Genomic DNA, 26873 nt, shown 5'->3' with positions numbered 1-26873 from the left:
GCGAGGCTCGCCCGAGTGGGCGGCTACGCCGTGAGCCTAGTCGCAGCTCACGGGCGAGACAACACCGGATGATCTCGGCGTGTTCCCCGTTACCGAGACGATACCTGGCGCACCGGGCGGTCGAGCCGAGCGCCGGTCGGGTCCACGGCCAGCGGCAGCACCGTCCAGCCCTGCTGCGCCAGCGCGGTGATCTCCTCGACCTCCTCCTCGCCGGGCTCGCGGTCGGCACCGCGCACGGTCCGCCGAGCCAGCACGAGGACCGACGGCCCCGCCCCCGACACGACGGCCGCGTGCCCGGCGGCGCGCAGCCGCTCGACCAGGTCGATGGACGCCGGCATGGCCGCGCGCCGCTGCTGCTGGTGCAGCCGGTCCTCGGTGGCCTCCAGCAGCAGGCCGCCGGAGGTCAGCGCGTGCACGAGCAGCGCCGACCGGCCGGCGTTGAACGCCGCGTCGGCGTGCGGGACGACCTCGGGCAGCAGGCCGCGGGCCACCTCCGTCGACAGGGTGGCGTCGGGCACCAGGACCACCGGCAGCACGTCCTCGTGCACCGGCAGGCTGTCGGCGCCCACGCCGCCCTCCCCCGTCCAGGACAGCGTGAGCCCGCCGAGGAGGCAGGCCGCCACGTTGTCCGGGTGCCCCTCCATCTCGGTGGTGAGCCGGAGGACGGCGTTGCCGTCGATGCTCTCGACCCCGGGGCACAGGGCCCACGCCGCCAGGACCCCGGCGACGACCGCGGCGGCCGAGGACCCCATCCCCCGCCCCTGCGGGATGGCGTTCACGGCGACCACCCGCAGCCCGGGGGGCGTCCAGCCGAGCTCGGCGCACGCGGCGCGGAAGGCGCGCACCACGAGGTGCGACTCGTCGGTGGGCAGCTCCCCGGCGCCCACGCCCCGGATCTCGACCCCCAGACCGGCCGGCTCCACCGAGAACTCCAGGACGTCGTGCCGGGCGAGCGCGAGCCCCGCGCAGTCGAAGGCAGGGCCGAGGTTGGCGCTGGTCGCGGGGACGCGCACCCGCACCCGGCCGGCGTCGAGCACGCTCACAGGCCGAGCTGGGCCGCCGCGACCGCGGCGTCGACCGGCACGGTGACCGGCGCCGGCGCCCCGGAGATGGCCCACTCCGGGTCCTTGAGCCCGTTGCCGGTGACCGTGCAGACGACCCGCTGGCCGGGCTCGAGCTCGCCGGCGTCGGCCACCTGCAGCAGCCCGGCGACCGAGGCGGCCGAGGCGGGCTCGACGAACACGGCCTCGCTGCGGGCCAGCAGCCGGTAGGCCGACAGGATCGCGCGGTCGGTGACGGCGTCGATGCGCCCGCCGGACTCGTCCCGGGCGGCCAGGGCCCTGGTCCAGGACGCGGGGTTGCCGATGCGGATGGCGGTGGCGATCGTGCTCGGGTTCTCCACCACCTGCCCGTTCACGATCGGGGCGGCACCGGCGGCCTGGAAGCCGAACATGCGGGGCGTGCGCGAGGCGGTGCCGTCGGCGGCGTACTCGCGGTAGCCCTGCCAGTAGGCGGTGATGTTGCCCGCGTTCCCCACCGGCAGGCAGTGGACGTCGGGGGCGTCGCCGAGTACGTCGACGATCTCGAACGAGGCGGTCTTCTGCCCCTCGATGCGGAACTGGTTCACGCTGTTGACCAGGCTGACCGGGTAGTCGATCGCCAGCTTGCTGGCCAGGGCGAGGCAGTCGTCGAAGTTGCCGTCGACCTGCAGCAGCTTCGCGCCGTGCACCAGCGCCTGGGCGAGCTTGCCCATCGCGATCTTGCCCTGCGGCACCAGGACGGCGCAGGTCATGCCGGCGCGGGCGGCGTAGGCCGCGGCGCTGGCACTGGTGTTGCCGGTGGAGGCGCAGATGACCGCCTGCGCCCCCTCCTCGAGGGCCTTGGTGATCGCCATCGTCATGCCCCGGTCCTTGAAGGAGCCGGTCGGGTTGGCGCCCTCGACCTTGAGGTACACCTCGCAGCCGGTGCGCCGGGAGAGCTCGCGGGCGGGCACCAGCGGGGTCGCGCCCTCCTGCAGGGTGACCACCGGGGTGGTGTCCGACACCGGCAGGCGCGACCGGTAGGCCTCGATGAGACCCGGCCAGCCCGGGGACACGACCGACGAGACCGTCATTGCAGACCCTCCACGCGCAGCACGCTGGTGACACCCCGGACCGCGGGCATCTCCCGCAGTGCGGCAATGGTGGCCGACAGCGCCGCGTCCGGGGCGCTGTGGGTCACGATGACCAGCGTGGCGGCGTCGCCGCGGCCGGTCTGGCGGACGGTGGAGATGCTCACGCCGTGCTGCGCGAACTCCTGCGCGACGGCGGCCAGCACGCCCGGTTTGTCCGCGACGTCGAGGCTCACGTGGTACCGCGTCGGCGTCTCGGCCATGGGACGCACGGCGAGGTCGGCGTAACCCGTGGGCCCCTGGCCGGCGGCTCCGGCCAGCCGGTTGCGGGCGACCGCGACCAGGTCGCCCAGGACGGCGCTCGCGGTCGGCTCGCCCCCGGCGCCCTGCCCGTAGAACATCAGCTGCCCGGCGGCCTCCGCCTCGACGAAGACGGCGTTGAACGCGCCGCCGACCGATGCCAGCGGGTGGGTCGTCGGGATCATCGCGGGGTGCACCCGCACGGCGACCGAGTCGCCGTCCCCGTTCCCGTCCACCCGCTCGCAGATGGCCAGCAACTTGACGGTGCAGCCGATCTCCGCGGCCCGCGCCACGTCGGTGGCGGTCACCGTCGAGATGCCCTCGCGGTGGACGTCGGCGGCCGAGACCGGCGTGTGGAACGCCAGGGAGGCGAGGATGGCGGCCTTGGCGGCGGCGTCGAAGCCGTCGACGTCGGCGGTCGGGTCGGCCTCGGCGTACCCCAGCTCGGTGGCCTCGGCCAAGGCCTCCCCGAAGCCGGCGCCGGTCTCGGCCATCCGCGACAGGATGTAGTTGGTGGTGCCGTTGACGATGCCCACGATCCGGGACAGCTGGTCACCGACCAGCGACTCGCGCAGCGGGCGCAGGATCGGGATCGCCCCGGCGACGGCCGCCTCGTAGTAGAGGTCGACCCCGGCCTTGGCCGCGGCCGCGTGCAGGGCCACGCCGTCCTCGGCGAGCAGCGCCTTGTTGGCGCTGACCACCGACTTGCCCGCCTCGAAGGCGGCGAGCATCAGCGACCGCGCGGGCTCGATGCCGCCGATCACCTCGACGACGAGGTCGACGTCGTCCCTCGTGACCAGCGCGTGCGCGTCGGTGGTCAGCAGGTCCGCGGGCACGTCCGGGTGGTGGTCCGGGCGGCGCACGGCCACGCCCGCCACCTCCACGGCGCGGCCGACGCGGGCGCCGAGGTCGTCGGCCTGCTCCTGCAGCGCCCGCAGCACCGAACTGCCGACTGTGCCGCAGCCGAGCAGCGCCACCTTGAGGGGTCGGTTCACGAGGTCGCTCCCGCGGGGTGCTCGGGCGCCGGCTGGTCGATGGCCGGCGAGGGGGCGGGGCGGTCGGCGAGGACCGCGTCGAGGGCGAACACGTCCGCCAGCGTCTGGCGTCGGACGATCTCCCTGGCGACGCCGTCCCGGACGGCGACCACCGGGGGCTTGAGCAGGTAGTTGTAGTTGCTCGCCATCGACCAGCAGTAGGCACCGGTCGCGGCGACGGCCAGCAGGTCGCCGGGCTGGACGTCCGAGGGCAGCCAGAGGTCGCGGACCAGGATGTCGCCGCTCTCGCAGTGCTTGCCCACCACCCGGCACAGGGCCGGCGGGGCCTCGGAGACCCGGTTGGCCAGCACGCAGGTGTAGGCCGCGTCGTAGAGGGCGGTGCGGATGTTGTCGCTCATGCCGCCGTCGACCGAGACGTAGTTGCGCACCAGCGGTGCCCCGGGGGCGCCGCTGGCCCCCAGCCGCACCGGCTTGATGGTGCCGATCTCGTACAGCGTCACCGTGCCCGGCCCGGCGATCGCGCGGCCGGGCTCGACCGCGAGGCGCGGCACCGGCAGGCCCAGCTGGGTGCACTCGGTGGCGACGACGGCGCGCAGCCGCGTCGCGACGTCCGCCGGGCTCACCGGGTCGTCCTCGGACAGGTAGGCGATGCCGAAGCCACCACCGAGGTTGAGCTCGGGCAGCACCTGGCCGGTGGCCTGGTGCACCTGCCCCAGCAGCCCGACCACCCGGTGCGCCGCGGCCTCGAAGCCGGCGGTGTCGAAGATCTGGGAGCCGATGTGGCTGTGCAGCCCGGCCAGCCGCAGCGCCGGTTCGCGGATGATCCGCACCGCGGCGGTGAGCGCGTCCCCGGTGGCCAGCGAGAAGCCGAACTTCTGGTCCTCGTGCGCGGTGGCGATGAACTCGTGGGTGTGCGCCTCGATGCCGACGGTCGCGCGGATGAGCACCGCCACCGGCGCCCCACCGCCGGCGACCCGCTTCTCGGCCAACGGGACCAGCCGCTCGATCTCGTCGAAGGAGTCGAGCACCACGTGGCCGATGCCGGAGTCCACGGCCAGCTGGAGCTCGACCAGCGACTTGTTGTTGCCGTGGAGCGCGATCCGCTCCGCGGGGAACCCGGCCGCCAGGGCCACCGCCAGCTCGTTGCCGCTGCAGGCGTCCAGGTGCAGGCCGTCGTCGGCGATCCAGCGGGCCACCTGGCCGCAGAGGAACGCCTTGGACGCGTAGTGGACGTCGGCGTCGTCGAAGGCCCCGGCGAACTCCGCGGCGCGGCCGCGGAAGTCCTCCTCGTCGAGCACGAACAGCGGGGTGCCGTGCGCGCGGGCCAGGTCGGTGACCGCCCGGCCGCCCAGGTGCAGCTCGCCGTCGACACGGGTGGCCGAGCGCGGCCAGACGTGCGGATCGAGGGCGCCCAGCTGCTCCGGCGGGGCGCCGGCGGCCGTCGGCGGGGTGATGTTCCCGTGCAGCGGCCCCGCGGGGTGCGCTCTCACATCCGCTCCGGCGCGGTCACACCGAGGACGCCCAGCCCGTTGCGGAGGACCACCGCGGTCGCGGCGCAGAGCCAGAGCCGGGCGGTGGTGAGCGGCGTGGCCTCTTCGTCACCGCGGGGCAGCACCCGGCAGGCGTCGTAGAAGCGGTGGTAGGTCCCGGCCAGCTCCTCCAGGTAGCGAGCCACCCGGTGCGGAGCGCGCAGCTCGGCGGCGGAGGTGAGCACCCGCGGGAACTCCCCGAGGGCCCGCAGGAGGTCGTTCTCCCGCTCGTGCACCAGCGCGGTGACGTCGACGCCGTCCGCCTCGCCGAGCGCGATCCCCAGGTCGGCGGCGTTCCGCAGCACCGAGGAGATGCGGGCGTGCGCGTACTGCACGTAGAAGACCGGGTTGTCGTTGGTCTTCCGGGTCCACAGGTCGATGTCGATGTCGATCTGCTGGTCGACCGAGGCCCGGGCCAGGGCGTACCGGGCGGCGTCGGCGCCGATCGCGTCGACGAGGTCCTCGAGGTTCACCACGGTGCCCGCGCGCTTGCTCATCCGCACCGGCTCGCCGTCGCGGAGCAGGTTCACCAGCTGGCCGAGCAGGATCTGCAGGTGGACGCCGGGGTCGTCACCGGCCGCGGCCACCAGCGCCTTGTACCGGCCGACGTAGCCCGAGTGGTCGGCGCCCAGCATGATCACGACCTTGTCGAAGCCGCGCTCGCGCTTGTCCAGGTAGTAGGCGCAGTCGGCCGCGAAGTAGGTCGGCTCGCCGTCGGCCTTGACGAGCACCCGGTCCTTGTCGTCACCGAACGTCGTGGTGCGCAGCCACACGGCGCCCTCGGACTCGTACACGTGCCCCTGCTCGCGCAGGCGGGCCACCGCCTTCTCCAGGGCACCGACCTGGTGCAGCGAGGTCTCGGAGAACCAGACGTCGAAGTGGACGCCGAACGCCTCCATCGTCGCGCGGATCTCGGCGACCATGAGCTCCACGCCGCGGGCCCGGAAGACCGGCAGCTGCTCGGCCTCGGGCCGGTCCAGCAGACCCGGCTCGGCGGACACGACCTGGGCGGCGATGTCTCCGATGTAGCTGCCCGCGTAGCCGTCCTCGGGCACCTCGCGGCCGTGCGCCGCGGCGAGCAGGCTCCGCGCGAACCGGTCGATCTGGGCCCCGGCGTCGTTGAGGTAGTACTCGCGGGTGACGTCCGCCCCGCTGGCCTCCAGCAGCCGCGCGATCGCGTCACCGACGGCGGCCCACCGGGTGCCGCCGATGTGCACCGGGCCCGTCGGGTTGGCCGAGACGAACTCCAGGTTGAGCTTCTGCCCCGCCAGGGTGCCGGTGCGCCCGTAGGCCTCCCCGGCCGTCACGGCGTCGACGGCGATCTTGCCCAGCGCGCCCTGCGCGAGGGTGATGTTGAGGAAGCCGGGGCCGGCGATGTCGACGGCGGCGATCCCCGGGTGGGCGCGCAGCTCCTCGCCGAGCAGCCCGGCCACCTCGCGCGGCGGCCGGCCCGCCGGCTTGGCCAGGCGCAGGGCGACGTTCGTGGCGTAGTCGCCGTGCTCGGGGTTCTTCGGCCGCTCGACGACGACCTCCGCGGGGACGTCGACGGGCAGCGCGCCTCGCCCGACGACCGCGGCCACGGCGGTGCGGACGACGTCCTGGAGCTGCTCCGGTGTCACCCGTCGAGCGTACTGATGGCACCGGCGGCGCCCCGCCGCCCCCGCCCGGCTCCCAGCTGACGCACAGGGAGCCGACCTAGACTCGCGCCCGGTGAGCCGGGCCCGTCCGGCCCGAACGGCACCGGCGCGGACGCGCCCCGTGAACGAGGAGAGGCCTTGGCCAAGGACCGCACGCCCGACAAGAGCCGAGCCACCGGTGGTGGGTCCACCCGGTCCGGCGGGCGGGCAGGGGGCCGCACCCGGCCGCCGACGCAGGTCGTGGCGCAGCAGCGGCCGTGGGGCCTGATCGCCGCCGCGATCGCCGTCGTCGTCTTCGCCGCGGCCGTCATCGGCTACGCCGTCGTCCAGGTCAGGGAGGCCGACGCCCTCAGGGTCGACTCCATCGACGAGATCGCCGACGCCCGGACGTACGAGTACGAGGGCGGCCTGCACGACGACGGCCCCATCGAGTACACCGAGTCGCCGCCGGTCGGCGGGCAGCACGCCAACCTCTGGGCCGACTGCACCGGAACGGTGTACGACGTCGACATCCGGCACGAGAACGCGGTGCACAGCCTGGAGCACGGCGCGGTGTGGGTCACCTACAACCCCGACGAGGTGTCCGACGCCGACGTCGAGACCCTGGCCGGGCTGGTCGAGGGCGTCTCCGGCCGGATGCTCTCGCCGTACGAGGGGCTCGACTCCCCGATCAGCCTCCAGTCGTGGGGGCACCAGCTGAAGGTGGACAGCGCCGACGACGAGCGGATCAAGCAGTTCGCCGACCTGATGACCTACAAGGCCGACAGCTTCCCCGAGCCGGGCGCCACCTGCGAGAGCCCCACCTTCCTGGCCGACCCGCCGCTGGAGAGCGACGACCCCGCCGCCACCCAGTGACCGATCCGGTCCCCCGGGAGGTGACCCCGTGAGCGCAGGAGACCCGCACCGGCGCAGCCCCCTGCGCGTCGCGCTCCTCGCCGTCATCGGCGTCGGCCTGCTCCTCCTCGGCGGTGGGCTAGCCGTCGCGCTGGGCGTCGGCCGGGACGCCGAGCCCGCGGCCGGCTCGGTGGACGCCGGCTTCGCCCGCGACATGTCGCGGCACCACCTGCAGGGCGTCGAGATGGCCAACCTCGTGGCCGAGCGCAGCGACGACCCCGAGGTCGAGCAGCTGGCCTTCGACATCTCCGCCACCCAGACCAACCAGGCCGGGCGCATGCAGGGCTGGCTGTCGCTCTGGGGCGTCCCGCTCACCGGTGGCGACACCATGGCATGGATGCCCGCAGGCGAAGGGCACGCCGGGCACGACACGGCGGCCATGGGCACGGGCGCACTCATGCCCGGCATGGCCACCGAGGAGGAGCTCGCCGAGCTCCGCGGGCTCTCCGGCACCGCGTTCGACGTGGAGTTCCTCCGGTTGATGATCCGCCACCACCAGGGCGGCTTCGACATGGCCGCCTACGCGGCCGAGAACGCCGAGGAGCAGGCCGTGCGCGACCTCGCCCGGTCGATGGTGCGGTCCCAGGGCGCGGAGGTCGAGACCATGACCCGCATGCTCGCGGCCCGGGGCGGCACCCCTCTTCCGGAGCCCTGACCGGCGCAGCGGGAGGCGCCGCACGGGCCTCGGAGGCGGGCTGGTACCTTCTCCCCTGCCCCACCACCGAGCCCCCGTAGCTCAGGGGATAGAGCACCGCCCTCCGGAGGCGGGTGCGCAGGTTCGAATCCTGCCGGGGGCACAGAGCAGGAGCAGCGAGGGACGGCGGGCAGCGGCCGGCACGGGTCTCCCGAGGGGCAGCCGGACGGTCAGACCTCCGCGGGAACGCGGGCGCGCACTTCGGACAGCACGTGGTCCCCGTGCTCGTCGACCCGGTAGCGGCGGCCGTCCTCCGGCGTCGCGGCGATGGCACGGAGAGCCTCCCCCAGCGCCGCGACGTCCTCGACCGAGGTGGCCCGGTTGGCGCTGGCGCGCACGGCGCCGGGCAGCTGGCGGCGCCCCGCTCGGGCGTCCTGGTGGAAGCGGCCCACCTGCTCCTCGGTCAGGTCCAGCAGCCGGGCCATGTAGGGATGGGCGCAGAAGCAGCCGCTCCGCACACCGATCCCGTGCTCGGTCGACAGCCGGGCAGCCAGCAGTCCGTGCGGCACGCCGTCGAGGTTGAAGGCGGCCACCGGCAGCCGGTCCCCGGAGGCGGGCCCGTAGCGACGGAGCCCCGGGATGCTGCCCAGCTCGGCATCCAGCGCCTGGGTCAGGGCCTGCTCGTGGGCCAGCAGGCCGGCCCAGTCGCTCCCCAGCTCCTCGGCGGCCGCGGCGAGGGCGACGGCCCCGAGGACGTTGGGCGACCCGGCCTCGTCCCGGTCGGGTGCCTCGGCCCAGACCACGTCGTCGAAGGAGACGGCCTTCACGGCGCCGCCGCCGACCAGCAAGGGCTGCCCGCGGTCGAGGACCTGCCGGGGGGCGATGAGCGCCCCGGCACCGAAAGGTGCGTACATCTTGTGCCCGGACAAGGCGAGGGCGTCCACTCCGAGAGCCGCCATGTCGATGGGCCGGTGCGGTGCCAGCTGCGCCGCGTCGACGACGACGAAGACGCCCCTCTCCCGTGCCGCGGCCGTGATAGCAGCCAGGTCGGGCAGCCAGCCGGTGACGTTCGAGGCCCCGGTGACCGCCAGGACCCGCGGTGTGGGCCGCCGGTCGAGCGCGGCGACGACCTGCTCCGCGGAGAAGGTCCCACCGGCATCGACGTCGACGACCCGCAGCCGCGCGTGGCGGCGCCACGGCAGCAGGTTGGCGTGGTGCTCGACGGCCGTGGTCACGACCACGTCGTCCGGCCGCAGGTCCAGCCGGAACGCCAGCACGTTCAGCGCCTCGGTGGTGTTCCGGGTGAACACCGCGACGTGCGAGCAACGGTCGGCCCGGACGAAGTCCAGCACGGTCTCCCGCGCGCCCTCGTAGCGGGCGCTGGTGCACCGGGACTTCGCCCCCGCCCCGCGGTGCACGCTGGAGTACCAGGGCAGGAGGTCCTGGATGGCCTGCACCGCCCGGACGGACGCCGAGCTGGTCGCGGCGGCGTCCAGGTCGACGTAGCGGGACAGCTCTCCACCGAGCCTCGGAACCCGGACGTCGTCGCCGACGAGCCGGCCCAGGGTCGTACCGCGTACCGGTTGCATGGTTGTCCCATCGGCCGCCCGCGGCATTTCTCAAGCGGGCGTGCGACACCGTCCTCCTGCGCTGACCCGTCCGGGGGATCTCCGGGCCGCAGGCTCAAGCGCGCGTACCGGTTGTCGAGTGACTGTGCATGAGCGGAACGCAGATAGAGGCCGGCCACGGCCGCCACCGGCGCCGGGGACTGCGGCTGACATCGCGGGTCTTCTGGGACCTGGCGGTCTGGATGGTCGGTCTCGGCATCGCGGTCGGGCTGGTCTTCCCGCCGTTCGCGACCGGGTTGGGTGTGCCGGCCCAGTACGCCGAGCGCCCGGTGTTCAAGGCGGCGTGCCTCGGCGCCGGCTTCCTCGTCGGCGCCCTCAGCTACGCGCTGTGCCGGTGCCTCGTCGGCGGCCGGCTGGCCGTGCTCAGCAGCCACCTGCGCTCGGTCGCCCAGGGCATCTCGCAGGCCAGCCGCACCGGCGACTGGACGCAGTCGACCTCCCAGCGCATCCGCGTGGACTCCGACGACCAGCTCGGGGAGACCGCCCAGGCCTTCAACAGCCTGCTCGACGCTCTCGAGGCGGGCGAGCACTTCCGCTCGCTCGTGCGCAACGCCTCCGATGTCATCACCGTCGTCGACGCCTCCGGCACGGTCACCTACCAGACGCCGTCGGTCGGCTGGGTGCTCGGCTACCCGCCCGGGACGCTCATCGGCACCGACATCCACGGCCTCGTGCACCCCGAGGACGCCGGCACGTTCCGCAACCAGCTCGCCTCGGTGGTCAGGGGCGCACCCCCGGCGTCCAGCCCCGCTGTCCGGATGCGGCACCGCAACGGCTCCTGGCGGTGGACCGAGACCGTCGTCAACGACCTGCGGGACGACCCCGCCGTCACCGGCGTCGTGCTCACCACCCGGGACGTCAGCGACCGCCGGGAACTGGAGGAGCAGTTGCGGACCCAGGCGTTCTACGACCCGCTGACCGGCCTGCCGAACCGGGCTCTGTTCATGGAGCGCCTGCGCGCCGCCGAGGAGCTCGAACACGAGACCGGCACCCCGGCTGCGGTGCTGTTCCTGGACCTCGACAACCTCAAGACGGTCAACGACACGCTCGGCCACGACGGCGGGGACGCCCTTCTCGAGGTGGTGGCCCAGCGGATCGGCGCCTGCCTGCGTCCGGGCGACACGCTCGCCCGCCTGGCCGGCGACGAGTTCGCCGTGCTCCTCGGCGGCCCGCAGAGCGGTGAGATGGCCCCGCGTGTGGCCGAGCGCATCCTCGCGGCGCTCCGCGAACCGGTGCTCGTCGTCGACCGCATGGTCCGGGCCGGCCTCAGCATCGGCCTGGCCACGACGACCACCGCCGGCGTCAGCGGCATCGGGCTGCTCCGTGCGGCGGACATCGCCATGTACGTGGCCAAGACCAGCGGCAAGGGCCGCTGCGAGGTGTTCCAGCCCAGCCACCACGCCGACCACCTCGACCGCGAGCGCCTGCAGGCGGATCTCTTCCAGGCGCTGGAGCGGCAGGAACTGGTGCTGCACTACCAGCCGATCGTCGACCTGCTCCCCCGCCGGATCAGCGGCTACGAGGCGCTCGTGCGCTGGGCGCACCCCACGCGCGGGCTGGTGCCGCCGGCCCAGTTCATCACCCTGGCCGAGGACAGCGGCCTCATCGTGCCGATCGGCCGCTGGATCCTCCGGGAAGCCACCCGTCAGGCCGTGGCGTGGCAGCAGCCCGGCGGGTGGCGACCGCGGATCAGCGTGAACGTCTCGGTGCGTCAGTTCCAGCACCCCGATCTGGTGGACGACGTCCGGGAGGCCTTGCGGACGTCCGGCCTCGCGCCGGACCGCCTGACCTTGGAGATCACCGAGTCCCTGTTCGCGGAGGACACGGCTGGCACGACGCACAAGCTCGAAGAGCTGAAAGCGCTCGGGATCCGGCTCGCCCTCGACGACTTCGGCACGGGCTACTCGTCGCTGAGCTACCTGCGGCGCTTCCCCATCGACGTCCTGAAGATCGACAAGTCCTTCGTGCGCGGCATCGCGACCTCCTCGGAGGACCGGGCCGTCATCGGTGCGATCGTCGGTCTCGGGCAGATCCTGGACCTGACGCTGGTGGCCGAGGGCATCGAGACGGCCGACGAGCTCGCCGCCCTGGAGGCGCTCGGCGTGCAGTACGGGCAGGGCTACCACCTCGGACGGCCCGCTCCACCGCAGCAGGCCTCGCCCGACACGGAGCGCCGTCGGTCGGACAGCCCAGGAGCCGCGCTCCGCATGGCGCCGCCTCCCCGGGCAGCTGCCGGGGCGTCACCAGGGAACATCGACCCCGTCGGCGAAGCCGCGGCACGGCACCACGCCCAGCCTTCGAACTGAGGTCCGCCGGCACCCGGGGCGCCGGCGGACCCCGTAGTCATCGGCCGGACGCCCCCGCTCCCCGGGCGCCCCAGGAGGGGACGGAGAGGCCCTCGCGGGTGTTTGATGAGGCCCGGGTGCCGGCACGCCCTCCTCGACGACCCGGCGCTCGAGGTGCTCGCACGCCGGCGGGCCTGGACACGGGAGGTGCGATGAGCTCGACAGCGGGTGCCGCCGCGCAGGAGGAGCGCCGGCGCGGCGCGTTCAGCTCCCGGCGGGTCTTCATCCTGGCGGCGATCGGCTCCGCGGTCGGGCTGGGCAACATCTGGCGGTTCCCCTACGTCGCCTACGAGAACGGCGGCGGCGCCTTCGTGGTGCCCTACCTCGTGGCGCTGCTCACCGCGGGCGTCCCCTTCCTGCTGCTCGACTACGCGATCGGCCACCGCCACCGCGGCTCCGCACCGCTCTCGTTCGCTCGCCTGCGCCGAGGTACCGAGGGGCTCGGCTGGTGGCAGGTGGCGATCTGCTTCGTGATCGCCGTCTACTACGCCGCCGTGCTCGCCTGGGCGCTGAGCTACACCTTCTTCTCGCTGGACCAGGCCTGGGGCGCCGATCCGGAGGGCTTCTTCTTCGGGGAGTACCTGCAGGCCGGTGACGTGGAGGTCACCGCCGACGTGGTACCCGGGGTCCTCGTGCCCCTGGCGATCGTCTGGCTGGCCGTCCTGGTCGTCATGGCGCTCGGCGTCCAGCGCGGGATCGGCGCGATCTCGCTGGTCTTCATCCCGGTGCTCGTGCTCGCGTTCGTCGTCCTCGTGGTCCAGGCGCTGCTGCTGCCCGGGGCGGGCGCCGGCCTCGACGCCCTGTTCACCCCCGACTGGGCGGCGCTCGCCGAGCCCTCGGTCTGGGCCGCCGCGTTCGGCCAGATCTTCTTCTCGCTGTCGATCGGCTTCGGCATCATGATCACGTACGCCTCGTACGTCGGCCGCCGCGAGGACATGACCGGCTCCGGCCTCGTCGTGGGGTTCTCGAACTCCAGCTTCGAGCTGCTCGCCGGCATCGGCGTGTTCGCCGCCCTCGGCTTCATGGCCCAGGCCGGTGGGGTCGCGGTCGGCCAGGTCGCCAGCGACGGGATCGGCCTGGCCTTCATCGCCTTCCCCACCATCATCAGCGAGGCCCCGGGGGGCGCCTTCATCGGCGTCCTGTTCTTCGGGTCCCTCGTCATCGCCGGCATCACCTCGCTGATCAGCGTGATCGAGGTCGTGATCTCCGCCGTCCGCGACAAGCTCGACACAAGCCGGCTCACCGCCACGCTCGCGGTCGTCGTCCCCACCGCGGTGCTGAGCCTGCTCCTCTTCAGCACCACCAGCGGGATCTACGTGCTCGACGTCGTCGACCACTTCGTCAACCAGTACGGCATCCTGGTGGTGGCGCTGCTGAGCATGCTGGTCGTGGCCTGGGTGCTGCGGGCCCTGCCCCGGCTCGGCGACCACCTGAACGTGCACGGCCGCCCCCGGGTCGGCACCGGCTGGCGGGTGCTGACCAGCGTCGTGGCCCCGGCCGGGCTGGCCATCGTGCTCGTCCTCGCGGTGCGCGACGACCTCACGGCGCCCTACGAGGGGTACCCCACCTGGCTCCTGCTGGGCTTCGGCTGGCTGCTCGTCCTGGCCCTGCCGCTGATCGGCTTCCTGCTCGCCCGGCTGCCGTGGCGCGCCGGGACGCACCTGGACGGACCACCACCGGGCACCGATCCCGGCACACCGCTGGGCGCGGCACCGGTGGCGGACGCGAGGCCCCGCGACCGCTCGGTCAGCGGGTACGACGAGGGAGGCCGCCGGTGAGCGCCAGCGCGATCGTGATGATGGTGGTGGCCATGCTGGTCATCTGGGGCGGCCTCGCCCTGGCCGTTGCCAGCCTGGTCCGGCACGGCGCCGTCGAGGGACGTGCCGAGAACGTGCGCCGGGACCTCTGACCCGCGCACGCCCCCGGCGGAACGCCGCTCAGCTGGTGAGCATCCCGCCCTCGACCGGGATCGTCGTGCCGGTGACGTAGCCGCCGGCATCGCTGACCAGGAAGACCAGCGCGGCGGCGAGCTCCTCGGGCTCGCCCTTGCGGCCCACCAGCACCCGGGACAGCTGCGACTCCAGGTAGCCCTCGGGGTACTGGTCGGTCATCTCCGACGTGAAGAAGCCCGGCGCCAGGGCGTTCACGCGGATCCCCTTGCGGCCGGTCCACTGCTGGGCCAGGTCGCGGGTCAGCCCGACCAGCCCCGCCTTGCTCGCGGCGTAGGCGGCCTGCGGCAGACCGGCCGTGGTCAGCCCGAGCACGCTGGAGATGTTGACGACGGAGCTACCCGGCTGCATCACCCGGCCGCAGGCCTGCGCCATCCAGTAGCAGCCGTTGAGGTTGACGTCGATGACCTGCCGGAACTGCTCCGGCGTCTCCCGGGTCGCCGGTACCGCGGTGCCCACCCCGGCGTTGTTCACCAGGATGTCGACCTTGCCGAACTCGGCCATGGCGGCGTCGACCAGCGCCTGGCAGTCCTCCGGCCGGGAGACGTCGGTGGCGACGCTGATCGCCCGCCGCCCGGCCGCCTCGACCGCGCGCTGGGTCTCGGCCAGCCGGTCGGCCCGGCGGGCGCCCAGCACGACGTCGCAGCCCGCCTCGGCCAGCGTGCGGGCGAACACCGCCCCCAGCCCGGAGGAGGCCCCGGTGACGATGGCGACGCGGTCGTCGAGGCGGAAGAAGTCGAGGATCGAGCGGTCGGGCATGAGCGGGAGTCTCCTCGCGGTCGGCGGGCTGTCGCGCCACCGTATCGGCCCTGTGCGGTAGATCACCGGTCGAGCCGGGTAGGGCCCCTGCCGTCCAGGCACCGACCACCGGGGGGCGACCGATGACCGACCTCGCGCAGCAGCCGCTCGACCCCGCGCGGCGGGTGCCCCGGGTGGACCGGTGAGCGCCCCGCTCTGGCGTCAGGCGTTCGACGCGGCCGAGCGTGCCGTGGCGCCGCGCGCGGAGAGCCTCGTCCGCACCGAGCACTTCGCGCTCGGCGCCGCACTGGTGCGGCGGGCGCAGACCCTCGCGAGCCGTTCGGCGCAGGGCCTCAGCGCCCGGGCCTGGCACCTGCTCAACCTGCCCGCCGGGAGCGACATCAGCCGGCTGCGCGCGCAGATCGGCTCGCTCGACCGCGAGGTGCGGCGGCTGACCATCCAGCTGGAGCAGGAGCGGCGCCGCAGCTCCGCCGCGCGCCCCGGTGCTCCGCGACCCACGACCACCACCACGGAGGACGGCGATGCCGACGGTGCCCAGCCCGCAGACGGTGCTCGACCGAGTCCGGCGCGACGTCGAGCGCAACACCCTTCGCGCCCGTAACGGCATCAAGCTCGTCGCCGGCGTCGACCGGCCCGGGGTCGGCCAGACCCCCAAGGACGTCGTCTGGCAACGCGGCCGCACGCAGCTCTGGCACTACCGCAACGACCCCGCCACCTACGGCGGGGTCCGGTACGGGCCCCCGCTGCTGATCGTGTTCAGCCTGGTCAGCCGCAGCTACATCCTCGACCTGACGCCCGGCAACAGCTTCGTGGAGCAACTGCTCGAGGCGGGCTTCGACGTCTACATGCTCGACTGGGGCGAGCCCGACGAGCGGGACGCGGGCAACGGGCTGGAGGACTACGTCGACGACTACATCCCGGCCGGCATCGACCGGGTCCTCGAGCTCTCCGGCGCCGACGAGGTGAACCTCTTCGGCTACTGCTTCGGCGGGGACCTCGCGCTGCTCTACGCGGCGCACCACCCCGACGCGCCGCTGCGCAGCCTCACCGTGCTGGCCACGCCGGTGGACTTCCGCCACATGGGCCCGCTCGCCGACATCTTCGCCGTCGGCGGGATGGACGTGGGTTCCGTCCTCGACGCGGACGGCAACGTCCCGCCCTCGGTCGTCGTCCAGGGCTTCCGGGCGCTGACCCCGACCGCGGAGGTGACCCGCTACGTCACCCTCTGGGAGCGGCTCTGGAACGACGAGTACGTCGCGTCCTACCAGGCCATGACCGGGTGGTCGGACGACCACGTGCCCTTCCCCGGCGCCGCGGCCCGGCAGACGGCGGAGATGCTCGTGCGGGCCAACGGCATGGTGAACGACCGGCTCACCGTGGGCGGCGACCCGGTGCACCTCGCCGACATCCAGGTGCCCTTCCTGACCGTGCGCGCCAACCGCGACCACATCGTGCCGCCGGCGGCGACCGCGCCGCTGATCGACCTGGTCGGCTCCCCCGACAAGCACGAGCTCTGCCTCGACGCCGGCCACATGGGGCTGGTCGTCGGGCGGACCGCGGCGAGGACGACGGTGCCCACGATCATCGACTTCGTCCGCCGGCGCAGCGACCTGCTCGACACCGACGAGAAGCCCCAGGAGGCCTGACGTGACCGTGGTGGAACTGGGGCCCGAGCGCTGCGACGCGCTGCTGCGGTTCTTCGGCGACCTGCCGGAGGGTGACCGGACCTTCATCAAGGAGGAGGTCACCGATCCGGAGACCGTCCGCTCCTGGGCCACCGGCGAGTCCGCCGGAGGCCGCTGGGTGGCCGTCGACGGCGACGAGGTCACCGGTTACGTCGCCGTCCGGCCGCTCCCGGGTTGGTCGGACCACGTCGGCGAGATCCGCCTGGTGGTCGCGCCGTCCCGCCGCGGGAGCGGGCTCGGCCGGGAGCTGGCCCGGCAGGCACTGGTGGGCGCGGTCTCCTCCGGGGTGTCGAAGCTCGTCGTCGAGGTGGTCGCCGAGCAGGGGCCGGCGCTCGCGCTCTTCGGCGACCTCGGCTTCACCGGCGAGGCGCTGCTGAAGGACCACATCCGCGACCGCAGCGGCGAGCTGCGCGACCTGATGGTGCTGGCGCACCACGTCTCCGACACGTGGGCGGGGATGGACACCGTCGGCATCGCCGACGAGCTCGGGACGCCGGCCGGCTGACCCGCTCAGCGCTCGGTGACCCGCCCGCCGTCGACCTCGAGCCGCCGGTCGGTGGCGACGGCGGCGAGCATCCGCCGGTCGTGGGTGACCAGGAGCAGCGTGCCCGGGTAGTCGGCGAGCGCCTGCTCCAGCTGCTCGATGGCCGGCAGGTCGAGGTGGTTGGTCGGCTCGTCCAGCACCAGCACGTTCACCCCTCGGGCCTGGAGCAGCGCCAGCGCGGCGCGGGTCCGCTCCCCCGGCGACAGCGTGACCGCCGGGCGCAGCACGTGGTCGGCGGTGAGGCCGAACTTGGCCAGCAGCGTGCGCACCTCCGCCGTCGGCCAGTCGGGCACCTCGGCACCGAAGGCGTCGAGCAGCGGCTCGTCCCCGAGGAAGCGGCCACGGGCCTGGTCGACCTCGCCGACCTGGACCGAGGGTCCGAGCGACGCCGCGCCCTCGTCCAACGGCACCCGGCCGAGCAGCGCCGCCAGGAGGGTCGACTTCCCCGAGCCGTTGGCGCCGGTGATGGCGATGCGGTCCCCCCAGTCGACCTGCAGGTCGACCGGCCCGAGGGTGAACCCGCCGCGGCGGACGACCGCGCCCCGCAGCGTCGCCACGACCGCGCCGGCACGCGGTGCGGCGGCGATCTCCATGCGGAGCTCCCACTCCTTGCGGGGTTCCTCGACCACCTCGAGGCGCTCGATCAGCCGGTCGGTCTGCTTCGCCTTCGCCGCCTGCTTCTCCGCCGAGGCGCGGGCGAAGTTCTTCCGGTGCTTGTCGGGGTCCTTCTGCTTCTTGATCGCGCCGCGGACCCCCTTGGCCATCCAGTTCCGCTGCATCCGCGCGCGGGCCTCGAGCCCGGCCTTCGTGTCGGCGAACTCCTCGTACTCCTCGCGGGCGTGCCGGCGGGCCACCTCGCGCTCGACCAGGTACGCCTCGTAGCCGCCGTCGTGCACGCGCACCAGCTGCTGGGCGAGGTCCAGCTCGACGATGCGGTTGGCCGTGCGCGCGAGGAACTCCCGGTCGTGGCTGACCACGACGACGCCGGCGCGGGAGCCGGCGACGAAGCGCTCCAGCTGGTCCAGCCCGGCGAGGTCGAGGTCGTTGGTGGGCTCGTCGAGCATCAGGACGTCGTAGCGGGACAGCAGCAGGGAGGCCAGGCCGACGCGCGCCGCCTGCCCACCGGAGAGCCCGGTCATGGGCGCGTCCAGCGCCACACCCGGGGCCACCTCGGCGACGACCTCCGCAGCGCGTTCGTCGAGGTCCGCACCGCCGAGCGAGAGCCAGCGCTCCAGCGCGTCGCCGTACGCGTCCTCGGCACCCGGCTGCCCCGCCGCGAGCGCCTCGGTCGCGGCGTCGAGCACGACCTGCGCGGCGGCGACGCCCGTGCGCCGCGCCAGCGCGTCCAGGACCGTCTCGTCCGGACGGCGCTCGTGCTCCTGCGGCAGGTAGCCGAGCGTCGCCGTGGGCGGGCTGAGCGCGATGCTCCCGGCCTCGGCCGCCAGCTCCCCCGCCAGGGTGCGCAGCAGGGTGGACTTGCCCGCGCCGTTCACCCCGACCAGGCCGACGACGTCGCCCGGTGCGACGACGAGGTCGAGGTCGGAGAAGAGCACGCGGGCGCCGTGACCGGCCGCCAGTCCACGGGCGACGAGGGTGGCGCTCACCCCTCCAGCCTGCCAAGGGCTCCCGGATCCATCAGTCCCGGCTCGCCGACGCGTCGTCGTCGACGTCGAACGCGTCGTCGCCGTAGCCGCTGTCCTCCGCGGCCGCTCGGCTCCGCCGCACCAGCCACGGCTGCAGCTGGTCGTACCCCCGCACGGACACCCGCCGCAGCGGCCGGACCCGGTAGTCCTCCAGCGGGCGCAACCGGTCGGCGAGGTCGCGGTCGACGAGCAGCGCGCCGGGACGGGCCAGCGAGGTCAGCCGGCTGGCGAGGTTCACCACCGGTGAGTAGACGTCACCCAGGCGCGTGAGGACCGCGCCGTAGGCCGCGCCCACGCGCAGCGGCGGGCGGTCGTCGGCCGCCCAGGCGTCGGGGAGCTCGAGCCCGATGTCCGCGGCGTCGGTCGCCGACCACGCGGTGAACAGCACGCCGTCCCCGACGGTCTTCACCACCCGGCCGTGGTGGCGGGCGATCACCTCGGCGGCGGTGCTCTCGAAGTCCTCGACCATCGCGCCCAGCTCGCGCCCGCCCATCCCCCGGCTGCGGGAGGTGTAGCCGACCAGGTCGGCGAACCCGACGGCGAGCTCCCGCCGGTCGCCGGGACCGGTGGCCGCGAGCAGCCGGTCGACGTTGGCGACGAGGTGCCTGCGCCACACGTAGTCCTGCACCTCCCGCAGCCGGGGCAGCAGCGCCTGCGCGGCGGCCACCGCCCGTTCGGTGGTAGCCGCCGGCTCCTCACCGGGCTGCGCTCCGCGGAGCAGCGCGTCGGCCAGCATGTCGGTCTGCCAGTCGGCCAGCCGCGACAGCGACTGCCCCATCGCCCGCGCGATGGACGCCTCGCTCTCGGCGTCGACGAAGCCGGAGTCGATCAGCGTCGAGAGCACCCCGAGCGCGGCGATGTCGGCGTCGGTGAACGCAGGGTCGTCGTCGGCCGCATCGGGGAAGCCCAGCGCCCGCCACAGCCGCTGCGTGCGCTCCGGTGGCATCCCGGCCATCCGCCCGACCTGCAGGCGGGTGTACCGCCGGGGGCCGCCGAGCAGCAACCGCTCCAGCGCCTCGCGGGCGCCGTGGTCGGGGCCCACCCCGGGATCGTCCATGCCCGTCGCGGACCTCAGCCCGTGGTGTGGACGATCAGCACGTCGCACTGCGAGCGGCGGGAGACGTCGGCCGGCACCGAGCCCAGCAGCCGGCCCTTGATCCCGCTCAGCCCGCGGTTGCCGACGACGAGGAGGTCCGCCTTCTCGCGGCGCACGACCTCCAGCAACGTCTCGACCGGGGAACCCGTGACGGCCACGGTCCGCACGTCGCCGGCGCCGGCGGCGAGCGCGCGCTCGGCGGCGGTGCGCACGGTCTCCTCGGCGGGGTGCGACCCGACCACCTGGTACGCCTCGTCGCCGAGCACGTCCTGGGCGCGGGCGAGCTCCCGGTCGTCGGTCTCCGCGGGCAGGTAGGCGCAGGCGACCACGAGCGTCGCACCGCAGGCGCCGGCCAGCGCCCCGGCCCGGGCGACGGCGCGCAGCGACGATTCCGACCCGTCGGTGCCGACGACGACCGTGGAGTAGGCGTTCACCGGCTCGCTCACGGCGCGCACTCTAGGCGACGCCGGCCGGACGTGTGCCCGGGGTCACGCGCACCGGGCGGGGTGAACGGCAGGCGACATGCGCGCGCGGGCTCCCGGAACGCCGCCCCGGTGCGCTTGGATGGTCCGCAGACGCCTCACCACCGGAGGAGGAGCGACATCGCCACCCCGCACGCCCCCGCGACCGACCCCGTGCGGGTCGAGGTCCGGGGGCTCACCAAGTCCTTCGGCGCCGTCCGGGCGGTGAGCGACCTGGGCTTCACCGTCGAGCCGGGCACGGTGACCGGGTTCCTCGGTCCGAACGGCGCCGGCAAGACGACGACGCTCCGCATGCTGCTCGGGCTGGTCCGGCCCGACGCCGGCACCGCCACCTTCAACGGCACCCCGTACACGTCTCTGCAGGAGCCCGTGCGCACCGTGGGCGCGGTGCTGGAGACCGCGTTCCACCCCGCCCGCTCCGGCCGCAACCACCTGCGCGTCTACTGCCGCGCCGCCGGGCTGCCGGTGGAGCGCGCCGACGCGGTCCTGACCCAGGTCGGCCTCACCGACGCCGGCCGGCGGCGCGCCGGCGGCTACTCCCTCGGCATGCGTCAGCGGCTGGGGCTCGCGACGGCGCTGCTCGGGGACCCCTCCGTGCTCGTCCTCGACGAGCCGGCCAACGGGCTGGACCCCGAGGGCATCCAGTGGCTCCGCGGGTTCATCCGCCACCTCGCCCACGACCAGGGCCGCACCGTCCTGGTCTCCAGCCACCTGCTCTCCGAGGTCGAGCAGACCGTGGACCGCGTGGTCATCGTCGGCGCCGGCCGGCTGGTCCGCGAGGCGTCGATGGCGCAGCTCCGCTCGGGCGCCGAGGGGGGCGGCACGGTGCTGGTGCGCAGCCCGCAGGTCGCGCGCCTGGCCGAGTCGCTGCGCGCCGACGGCATGCCCGTCACCCTCGACGGCGACGACTCCCTGACCGTCGCCGGGCGCACGACCGCCGAGGTCGGGGCCCGCGCCTTCGCCGCCGGGGTCGAGTTGCACGAGCTGCGCTCGCGCACCAGCGGCCTGGAGGAGATCTACTTCCAGCTCACCGCCGGCCAGGAGCAGTACGCCGCCGGCGCGCCGTCCCCGGAGGCCTCGCGATGACCGACCTGATCCGCGCGGAGTGGACCAAGCTCTTCACGACCAGGGTCTGGCTCGGGCTGCTGCTGGGCGCCTGCGTGATGGTGGTCGGGTTCGCCGTCCTGCTGACCGCGTTCGCCGGCAACCCGGAGTCGGGCATCCCGGCCGTGGGCACACCGGTCTACGAAGAGCTGGCGATGGCCAACGCGGTGAACGTCAACGTGCTGTTCCTCATCGTCGGCATCATCGGTATGACCCAGGAGTACCGGCACCGGACGGCCACCCCGACCTTCCTCACCACCCCGCGACGCGGGAAGGTCGTCGTCGCCAAGCTGCTGGCCTACGCGCTCGCGGCGGCGGCCTTCGCGCTGGTGGTGCTGGTCGTCAACTACGCCGCCGTGGCCGTCCACGCCGGCGCGCGCGGTGCGGTTCCCGCGCTGGACGCCGGCAACCTGGGCACGCTCGGCAGCGCGGGGCTGGCGCTCGTCATCTACGCGATCATCGGCGTCGGGCTCGGTGCGCTGCTGCGCAACCAGGTCGGCGCGATCGTCGGCGGCCTGGTCTACCTCTTCGTCGTCGAGCCGATCATCAGGTCGATCCCGGCCACGTCGGGCGCGTACAAGTGGATGCCGGGGGGCGCGCTCGAGGCGCTCACGGCGACCTTGGCAGGCCCCGACCTGCTCCAGGCGTGGCAAGGCGGACTCCTGCTGCTCGGTTACGGTCTCCTGGCGGCCCTGCTGGGCACCTTCCTGGCGGTCCGCCGCGACATCGCCTGAGGGGCCGGAGCCTCCCCCGCGACCCCTGCACCGGTCGAGAGCACGCGCCGGGCAGCCACGAACGCAGAACGGAGAACGCGTGACCACTCGCATGACCGTCCAACGCCTCGGCCGGCTGATCGTGGACGGCGACACCGATGCCGTCCGGTCGGCGGTCGCCGACTCGCCCCAGCTCCTCGAGGGCGCCGTCGAGCGGGACGGCCAGGGCGGCTGGACCCCCCTGCACCTCGCGGTCGCCTGCGACCGTGCGGAGATCGTCCGCGTGCTGGCCGCCGCAGGCGCGGACCTCACCGCGCGCACCGACCAGCACCGCACCCCGCTGCACGTGGCGCTCGAGCACGCACCGGACCTGGTGCCGGTGCTGGTGGAGCTGGGCGCGGTCCTCGACGCGTCCAGCGCGGCCTACCTCGACGACGTCGACCGGCTCGCGGCCGAGCTGGACGCCGGAGCGGCGCTCACCGACCCGGCCACCGGGGTCGACCTGCTCGCGTGGGCGGCGTTCGGCGGGGCCGCCGGCGCGGCGCGGTTGCTGCTGGACCGGGGTGCGGACGCCGACGGGGGCGCCCTGCACGCGGCCTCCGCCGGCGGCAGCGCGGAGCTGGTCCGCCTGCTCCTCGACGCCGGCGCCGGCGTCGACCGCCGGGACCCCGACACCGGTCGCACCCCCCTGCACACCGCCGTGGCAGCGGGAGCGACGGGCGACGCACCGGAGATCGTCCGGGCGCTCCTGGACGCCGGGGCCGACGTCAACGCCACGACGCACGACGGCGCCAGCGCGCTGGACATCAGCCGCGTCGCGGCGGCCCGGCACCGACGTGCGGACGAGGACCGGGCCAGCGGCAACGACGCCCTGGTCGAGCTCCTCGTCGCCCACGGCGCCACGCACTGACCACCAGGTGGGACAGGCGCGCGGATCCCGCTCCGCACCCGGTCGGTCACCCGGCACGGGCGTAGACTCGACACCCGGTCCAGCGACGCGCCCCTCAGACGCAGCCCCGAGACGAAGAAGGCACTCGACCCCGTGTCAAGCGTGAGTTCATCCCGACCGTCGTCCACCTCGTCCCCGGTCGCCGGGTTCGGCACCAACGAGTGGCTGGTCGAGGAGATGTACCAGCAGTTCCTCGCCGACCCGTCCAGCGTCGATCAGGCGTGGCACGAGTTCTTCGCCGACTACCGTCCCGGTCCGCCGGCCGGTGACGACCGGGAGCACGCGCCCTCGGGGAACGCGGCTCCCGCGGCGCCGGCGCCGGAGCGGGCGGCCCCCGCCGAGGCCCCCGCCTCGCCCCCCGCGGCCCCGGCCGCGGAGAAGCCCGACGTCCAGCGCCCGGCCGCCGGGTCCCAGCCGACGGGGAGCCAGCCCGTGCAGAAGACCGACCAGCCCGCCGCCAAGCCCGCCCCCGCTGCGCCCAAGCCGCCGGCCGGCAACGGCAAGCAGTCCCCTCTGCGCGGCGCCGCCGCGGCGGTGGTCAAGAACATGAACGCCTCGCTGACCGTGCCGACGGCGACGAGCGTGCGCGCGGTCCCGGCCAAGCTGCTGGCCGACAACCGCATCGTCATCAACAACCACCTGGCCCGTGCGCGCGGCGGCAAGATCTCCTTCACGCACCTCATCGGCTACGCGCTCGTCCGGGCGCTCGACTCGTTCCCGAACATGAACAGCGCCTTCGCCGAGGTGGACGGCAAGCCGGTGCTGGTGCAGCCCGAGCACGTCAACTTCGGGCTCGCCATCGACCTGCCGAAGCCCGACGGCTCGCGCTCGCTGGTGGTGGCGTCGATCAAGGCCGCCGAGGAGATGGACTTCGCCGGCTTCTGGGCGGCCTACGAGGACATCATCCGCCGGGCCCGGAACAACAAGCTGACGATGGAGGACTTCTCCGGCACCACGATCAGCCTGACCAACCCCGGCACCATCGGCACCAACCACTCGGTGCCGCGGCTGACCGCCGGGCAGGGCGCGATCATCGGCGTGGGCGCCATGGAGTACCCGGCCGAGTTCCAGGGGATGAGCCCCGAGGTGCTCACCGAGATGGGCGTCTCGAAGATCATCACGCTCACCTCGACCTACGACCACCGGATCATCCAGGGCGCCGAGTCCGGCGACTTCCTGCGCAAGCTGCACGCGCTGCTGCTGGGTGAGGACGGCTTCTACGACGAGGTCTTCCGCTCGCTGCGGATCCCCTACGAGCCGGTGCGCTGGATGCCGGACGTGCGGGTGACGCGCGAGGGGCAGATCGACAAGGAAGCCCGGGTCATCGAGGTCATCGAATCCTACCGGCGCAACGGCCACCTGATGGCCGACACGGACCCCCTGGAGTTCAAGGTCCGCACCCACCCCGACCTGGACATCCTCCAGCACGGGCTGACGCTGTGGGACCTGGACCGGACCTTCCCGGTGGGCGGGTTCGCCGGCGAGCGGCTCATGGCGCTGCGGGACATCCTCGGCGTGCTGCGCAACTCCTACTGCCGCACCGTCGGCGTGGAGTACATGCACATCACCGACCCCGAGGAGCGCGAGTGGCTCCAGGAGCGGATCGAGGTCAAGCACGCCCAGCCCGACCGGGAGAAGCAGAAGCACGTGCTCGGCCGACTCAACGCGGCCGAGGCCTTCGAGACCTTCCTGCAGACGAAGTACGTCGGGCAGAAGCGGTTCAGCCTCGAGGGCGGGGAGTCGGTGATCCCGATCCTCGACGAGGTCCTCATCGCCGGTACCGACCACGGCCTGGACGAGGTCGCGATCGGCATGGCCCACCGCGGCCGGCTCAACGTGCTCGCCAACGTGCTCGGCAAGAGCTACGCCAAGATCTTCGGCGAGTTCGAGGGCAACATCGACCCGGGGACCGTCCAGGGCTCCGGTGACGTGAAGTACCACCTCGGCGCGACCGGGAAGTTCCGCAACCCGTTCAAGCCCGATGCCGAGATCGCCGTCTCGCTGGCCAGCAACCCCAGCCACCTGGAGACGGTGAACCCCGTCCTCGAGGGCATCGTCCGCGCCAAGCAGGACATGATCGACAAGGGCGAGCAGGGCTTCACGGTGCTCCCGGTGCTGCTGCACGGCGACTCCGCGTTCGCCGGCCAGGGCGTGGTGCAGGAGACGCTGAACCTCTCCCAGCTGCGCGGCTACCGCACCGGCGGCACGGTCCACGTGGTCATCAACAACCAGGTCGGCTTCACGACCAGCCCCGGCTCGGCGCGCTCGACGCTCTACTCGACCGACGTCGCCCGGATGGTCAACGCCCCGATCTTCCACGTCAACGGCGATGACCCGGAGGCCTGCGTCCGGGTGGCCCGGCTGGCGGTCGAGTACCGGCAGCAGTTCAAGAAGGACGTCGTCATCGACCTCGTCTGCTACCGCCGCCGCGGGCACAACGAGGGCGACGACCCCTCGATGACCCAGCCGCAGATGTACGACATCATCGACCGCAAGCGCTCGGTGCGGAAGCTGTACACCGAGGCGCTGGTCGGCCGCGGTGACATCACGCTCGAGGAGGCCGAGGAGGCCCTCAAGGACTACCGCGGTCAGCTCGAGCGGGCGTTCGCCGAGACGCACGACGCGCAGGACTCCTCCAAGCCCGAGCCGGTCATGGACCCGCGCACGCCGCAGGAGTCCACGGTGCGGACGGCGATCACGCAGGAGGTCCTCAAGACCATCGGCGACGCGCACGTCTCCTTCCCGCCGGACTTCACCCCGCACCCGAAGCTCCAGAAGATGTTGGAGAAGCGGGCCGCGATGGCGAGCGAGGGCGGCATCGACTGGGCCATGGGCGAGCTGCTGGCCTTCGGGTCGCTGCTGATGGAGGGCGTGCCGGTCCGGCTGGCCGGGCAGGACTCCCGCCGCGGCACCTTCGTGCAGCGCCACTCGGTGCTCATCGACCGGGAGAACGGCGCGGAGTACACGCCCCTGGCCAACCTCACCGACGAGCAGGCCAAGTTCTTCGTCTACGACTCGCTGCTGAGCGAGTACGCCGCCCTCGGCTTCGAGTACGGCTACTCCGTGGCCAACCCCCGGGCCCTGGTGCTCTGGGAGGCGCAGTTCGGTGACTTCGTCGACGGTGCCCAGATGGTCATCGACGAGTTCATCAGCTCCGGCGAGGCCAAGTGGGGGCAGCGCTCCGGCGTCGTCCTGCTGCTGCCGCACGGCATGGAGGGGCAGGGACCCGACCACTCCAGCGGCCGGATCGAGCGGTTCCTGCAGCTGTCGGCGGAGAACAACATGACCGTCGCCAACTGCACCACCCCGGGCAACTACTTCCACCTGCTCCGCCGCCAGGCGCTGTCGGACGTGCACCGGCCGCTGGTCGTCTTCACGCCGAAGTCGCTGCTGCGGGCCAAGGCGGCGGTCAGCCCGGTCGAGGCGTTCACCGACGAGGGCTTCCGCCCGGTCCTGGCCGACACCGGCGTGGGCGGCGAGCCGCTGGACGGGTCCGCGGTGAAGCGCGTGCTCCTGTGCAGCGGCAAGGTCGCCTACGACCTGATGGCGCAGCGGGAGAACGAGGGCATCGCCGACACCGCGATCGTCCGCGTCGAGCAGCTCTACCCGCTGCCGGCCGAGCAGATCCGCGCCGAGCTCGAGCGCTACCCGGAGGCCACCGACGTGGTCTGGGTGCAGGAGGAGCCGGCGAACATGGGCGCCTGGCAGTTCATGGCCGTCAACCTGCCCGAGGAGCTGCCCGCGGGCCGGAAGCTCCGGCGGGTCAGCCGCCGGGCTTCGGCGAGCCCGGCGGTCGGCTCCGCGAAGGTGCACGAGGTCGAGCAGCGCAAGCTGGTCGCCGAGGCCTTCGCGGACTGACCGGGCCTCCTCCGCGCGC

At 73.7% G+C, this 26873-nt stretch carries 22 protein-coding genes and 1 tRNA gene; 13 read left to right on the top strand and 10 right to left on the bottom strand.

All coding sequences use genetic code 11. The features are described 5' to 3' along the window. Positions 1–89: 89 nt before the first annotated feature. From thrB to argS, 5 genes are read right to left on the bottom strand one after another with little or no spacing between them, the layout of a single operon-like run. Positions 90–1043: a homoserine kinase gene (thrB, locus tag ACI79W_RS05095; protein WP_456560991.1), complete on the bottom strand. Its 954-nt coding sequence runs from the start codon at positions 1041–1043 to the stop codon at positions 90–92. Beyond that, a complete protein-coding gene (thrC, locus tag ACI79W_RS05090; protein ID WP_456560990.1) occupies positions 1040–2113 on the bottom strand; it encodes a threonine synthase in 1074 nt (357 codons plus the stop codon). The genes thrB and thrC overlap by 4 nt, the downstream gene beginning before the upstream one ends. Further along, positions 2110–3405: a homoserine dehydrogenase gene (locus tag ACI79W_RS05085; protein ID WP_456560989.1), complete on the bottom strand. Its 1296-nt coding sequence runs from the start codon at positions 3403–3405 to the stop codon at positions 2110–2112. The genes thrC and ACI79W_RS05085 overlap by 4 nt, the downstream gene beginning before the upstream one ends. Further along, positions 3402–4895 carry a diaminopimelate decarboxylase gene (gene lysA, locus ACI79W_RS05080; protein WP_456560988.1) on the bottom strand — a complete coding sequence of 498 codons (1494 nt, stop codon included), beginning with the start codon at positions 4893–4895 and terminating at the stop codon, positions 3402–3404. Before lysA ends, ACI79W_RS05085 begins: the two co-directional genes overlap by 4 nt. Beyond that, positions 4892–6553 (bottom strand): arginine--tRNA ligase, encoded by a 1662-nt coding sequence (gene argS / locus ACI79W_RS05075; protein ID WP_456560987.1) that lies wholly within the window; start codon positions 6551–6553, stop codon positions 4892–4894. The genes lysA and argS overlap by 4 nt, the downstream gene beginning before the upstream one ends. Positions 6554–6709: 156 nt before the next feature. Here argS and ACI79W_RS05070 point away from each other — a divergent pair, with 156 nt between their 5' ends. The 3 genes from ACI79W_RS05070 (at position 6710) to ACI79W_RS05060 (ending at position 8262) form a co-directional block, all read left to right on the top strand. After that, the gene (locus ACI79W_RS05070; RefSeq protein ID WP_456560986.1) at positions 6710–7426 is read left to right on the top strand and encodes a DUF3105 domain-containing protein; all 717 of its coding nucleotides are present in this window, start codon (positions 6710–6712) and stop codon (positions 7424–7426) included. 28 nt (positions 7427–7454) lie between these two features. After that, positions 7455–8120, top strand: a complete 666-nt coding sequence (locus ACI79W_RS05065) for a DUF305 domain-containing protein (protein WP_456560985.1) — start codon at positions 7455–7457, stop codon at positions 8118–8120. Positions 8121–8190: 70 nt separating this feature from the next. Continuing rightward, positions 8191–8262 (top strand) — tRNA-Arg (locus ACI79W_RS05060). 67 nt (positions 8263–8329) lie between these two features. On the opposite strand, the gene ACI79W_RS05055 is transcribed toward ACI79W_RS05060, so the two are convergent. Next, complete coding sequence (locus tag ACI79W_RS05055; protein ID WP_456560984.1) at positions 8330–9688, bottom strand: aminotransferase class V-fold PLP-dependent enzyme; 1359 nt, start codon at positions 9686–9688, stop codon at positions 8330–8332. Positions 9689–9816: 128 nt separating this feature from the next. On the opposite strand from ACI79W_RS05055, the gene ACI79W_RS05050 reads away from it, so the two are divergent. The 3 genes from ACI79W_RS05050 to ACI79W_RS05040 all read left to right on the top strand — a co-directional run bounded on the left by ACI79W_RS05050 (position 9817) and on the right by ACI79W_RS05040 (position 13981). Beyond that, entirely contained in the window at positions 9817–12033 is a 2217-nt protein-coding gene (locus ACI79W_RS05050; RefSeq protein ID WP_456560983.1) for a putative bifunctional diguanylate cyclase/phosphodiesterase, read from the top strand. Positions 12034–12224: 191 nt separating this feature from the next. Continuing rightward, a complete protein-coding gene (locus ACI79W_RS05045) occupies positions 12225–13850 on the top strand; it encodes a sodium-dependent transporter (RefSeq protein WP_456560982.1) in 1626 nt (541 codons plus the stop codon). Beyond that, complete coding sequence (locus tag ACI79W_RS05040) at positions 13847–13981, top strand: methionine/alanine import family NSS transporter small subunit (protein ID WP_456560981.1); 135 nt, start codon at positions 13847–13849, stop codon at positions 13979–13981. Before ACI79W_RS05045 ends, ACI79W_RS05040 begins: the two co-directional genes overlap by 4 nt. A 28-nt stretch (positions 13982–14009) precedes the next feature. Here ACI79W_RS05040 and ACI79W_RS05035 read toward each other — a convergent pair whose 3' ends face one another. Beyond that, positions 14010–14780, bottom strand: a complete 771-nt coding sequence (locus tag ACI79W_RS05035) for an SDR family NAD(P)-dependent oxidoreductase (protein ID WP_456560980.1) — start codon at positions 14778–14780, stop codon at positions 14010–14012. 181 nt (positions 14781–14961) lie between these two features. Between ACI79W_RS05035 and ACI79W_RS05030 the strand changes: the two genes are divergently transcribed. Genes ACI79W_RS05030 through ACI79W_RS05020 form a run of 3 tightly spaced genes read left to right on the top strand, consistent with a single transcriptional unit; the run spans position 14962 to position 16970 of the window. Then, the gene (locus ACI79W_RS05030) at positions 14962–15381 is read left to right on the top strand and encodes a hypothetical protein (RefSeq protein ID WP_456560979.1); all 420 of its coding nucleotides are present in this window, start codon (positions 14962–14964) and stop codon (positions 15379–15381) included. Beyond that, entirely contained in the window at positions 15302–16426 is a 1125-nt protein-coding gene (locus tag ACI79W_RS05025) for an alpha/beta fold hydrolase (protein ID WP_456560978.1), read from the top strand. Before ACI79W_RS05030 ends, ACI79W_RS05025 begins: the two co-directional genes overlap by 80 nt. Position 16427: 1 nt before the next feature. Beyond that, entirely contained in the window at positions 16428–16970 is a 543-nt protein-coding gene (locus ACI79W_RS05020; RefSeq protein ID WP_456560977.1) for an N-acetyltransferase family protein, read from the top strand. Positions 16971–16975: 5 nt separating this feature from the next. Here the strand turns inward: ACI79W_RS05020 and ACI79W_RS05015 are convergent, their stop codons facing one another. From ACI79W_RS05015 to ACI79W_RS05005, 3 genes are read right to left on the bottom strand one after another with little or no spacing between them, the layout of a single operon-like run. Next, on the bottom strand, positions 16976–18613 hold the full coding sequence (locus tag ACI79W_RS05015; RefSeq protein ID WP_456560976.1) for an ABC-F family ATP-binding cassette domain-containing protein: 1638 nt from the start codon (positions 18611–18613) through the stop codon (positions 16976–16978). 31 nt (positions 18614–18644) lie between these two features. Beyond that, positions 18645–19709 carry an adenylate/guanylate cyclase domain-containing protein gene (locus ACI79W_RS05010; protein ID WP_456560975.1) on the bottom strand — a complete coding sequence of 355 codons (1065 nt, stop codon included), beginning with the start codon at positions 19707–19709 and terminating at the stop codon, positions 18645–18647. Positions 19710–19723: 14 nt separating this feature from the next. Further along, positions 19724–20194 carry a universal stress protein gene (locus ACI79W_RS05005; protein WP_456560974.1) on the bottom strand — a complete coding sequence of 157 codons (471 nt, stop codon included), beginning with the start codon at positions 20192–20194 and terminating at the stop codon, positions 19724–19726. A gap of 189 nt (positions 20195–20383) precedes the next feature. Between ACI79W_RS05005 and ACI79W_RS05000 the strand changes: the two genes are divergently transcribed. From ACI79W_RS05000 to ACI79W_RS04985, 4 genes are all read left to right on the top strand, one after another. Further along, positions 20384–21316 carry an ABC transporter ATP-binding protein gene (locus ACI79W_RS05000; RefSeq protein ID WP_456560973.1) on the top strand — a complete coding sequence of 311 codons (933 nt, stop codon included), beginning with the start codon at positions 20384–20386 and terminating at the stop codon, positions 21314–21316. Further along, on the top strand, positions 21313–22068 hold the full coding sequence (locus tag ACI79W_RS04995; protein WP_456560972.1) for an ABC transporter permease: 756 nt from the start codon (positions 21313–21315) through the stop codon (positions 22066–22068). Before ACI79W_RS05000 ends, ACI79W_RS04995 begins: the two co-directional genes overlap by 4 nt. 79 nt (positions 22069–22147) lie before the next feature. Then, positions 22148–22957: an ankyrin repeat domain-containing protein gene (locus ACI79W_RS04990; RefSeq protein ID WP_456560971.1), complete on the top strand. Its 810-nt coding sequence runs from the start codon at positions 22148–22150 to the stop codon at positions 22955–22957. 141 nt (positions 22958–23098) lie between these two features. Beyond that, positions 23099–26854: a multifunctional oxoglutarate decarboxylase/oxoglutarate dehydrogenase thiamine pyrophosphate-binding subunit/dihydrolipoyllysine-residue succinyltransferase subunit gene (locus ACI79W_RS04985; protein WP_456560970.1), complete on the top strand. Its 3756-nt coding sequence runs from the start codon at positions 23099–23101 to the stop codon at positions 26852–26854. The last annotated feature ends 19 nt before the right edge of the window (positions 26855–26873 follow it).

This window comes from Blastococcus sp. SYSU DS0533 (assembly GCF_054050775.1).
Note: the sequence above shows the minus strand (reverse complement) of the source record. Positions and strands in the feature narration are given on the sequence as shown.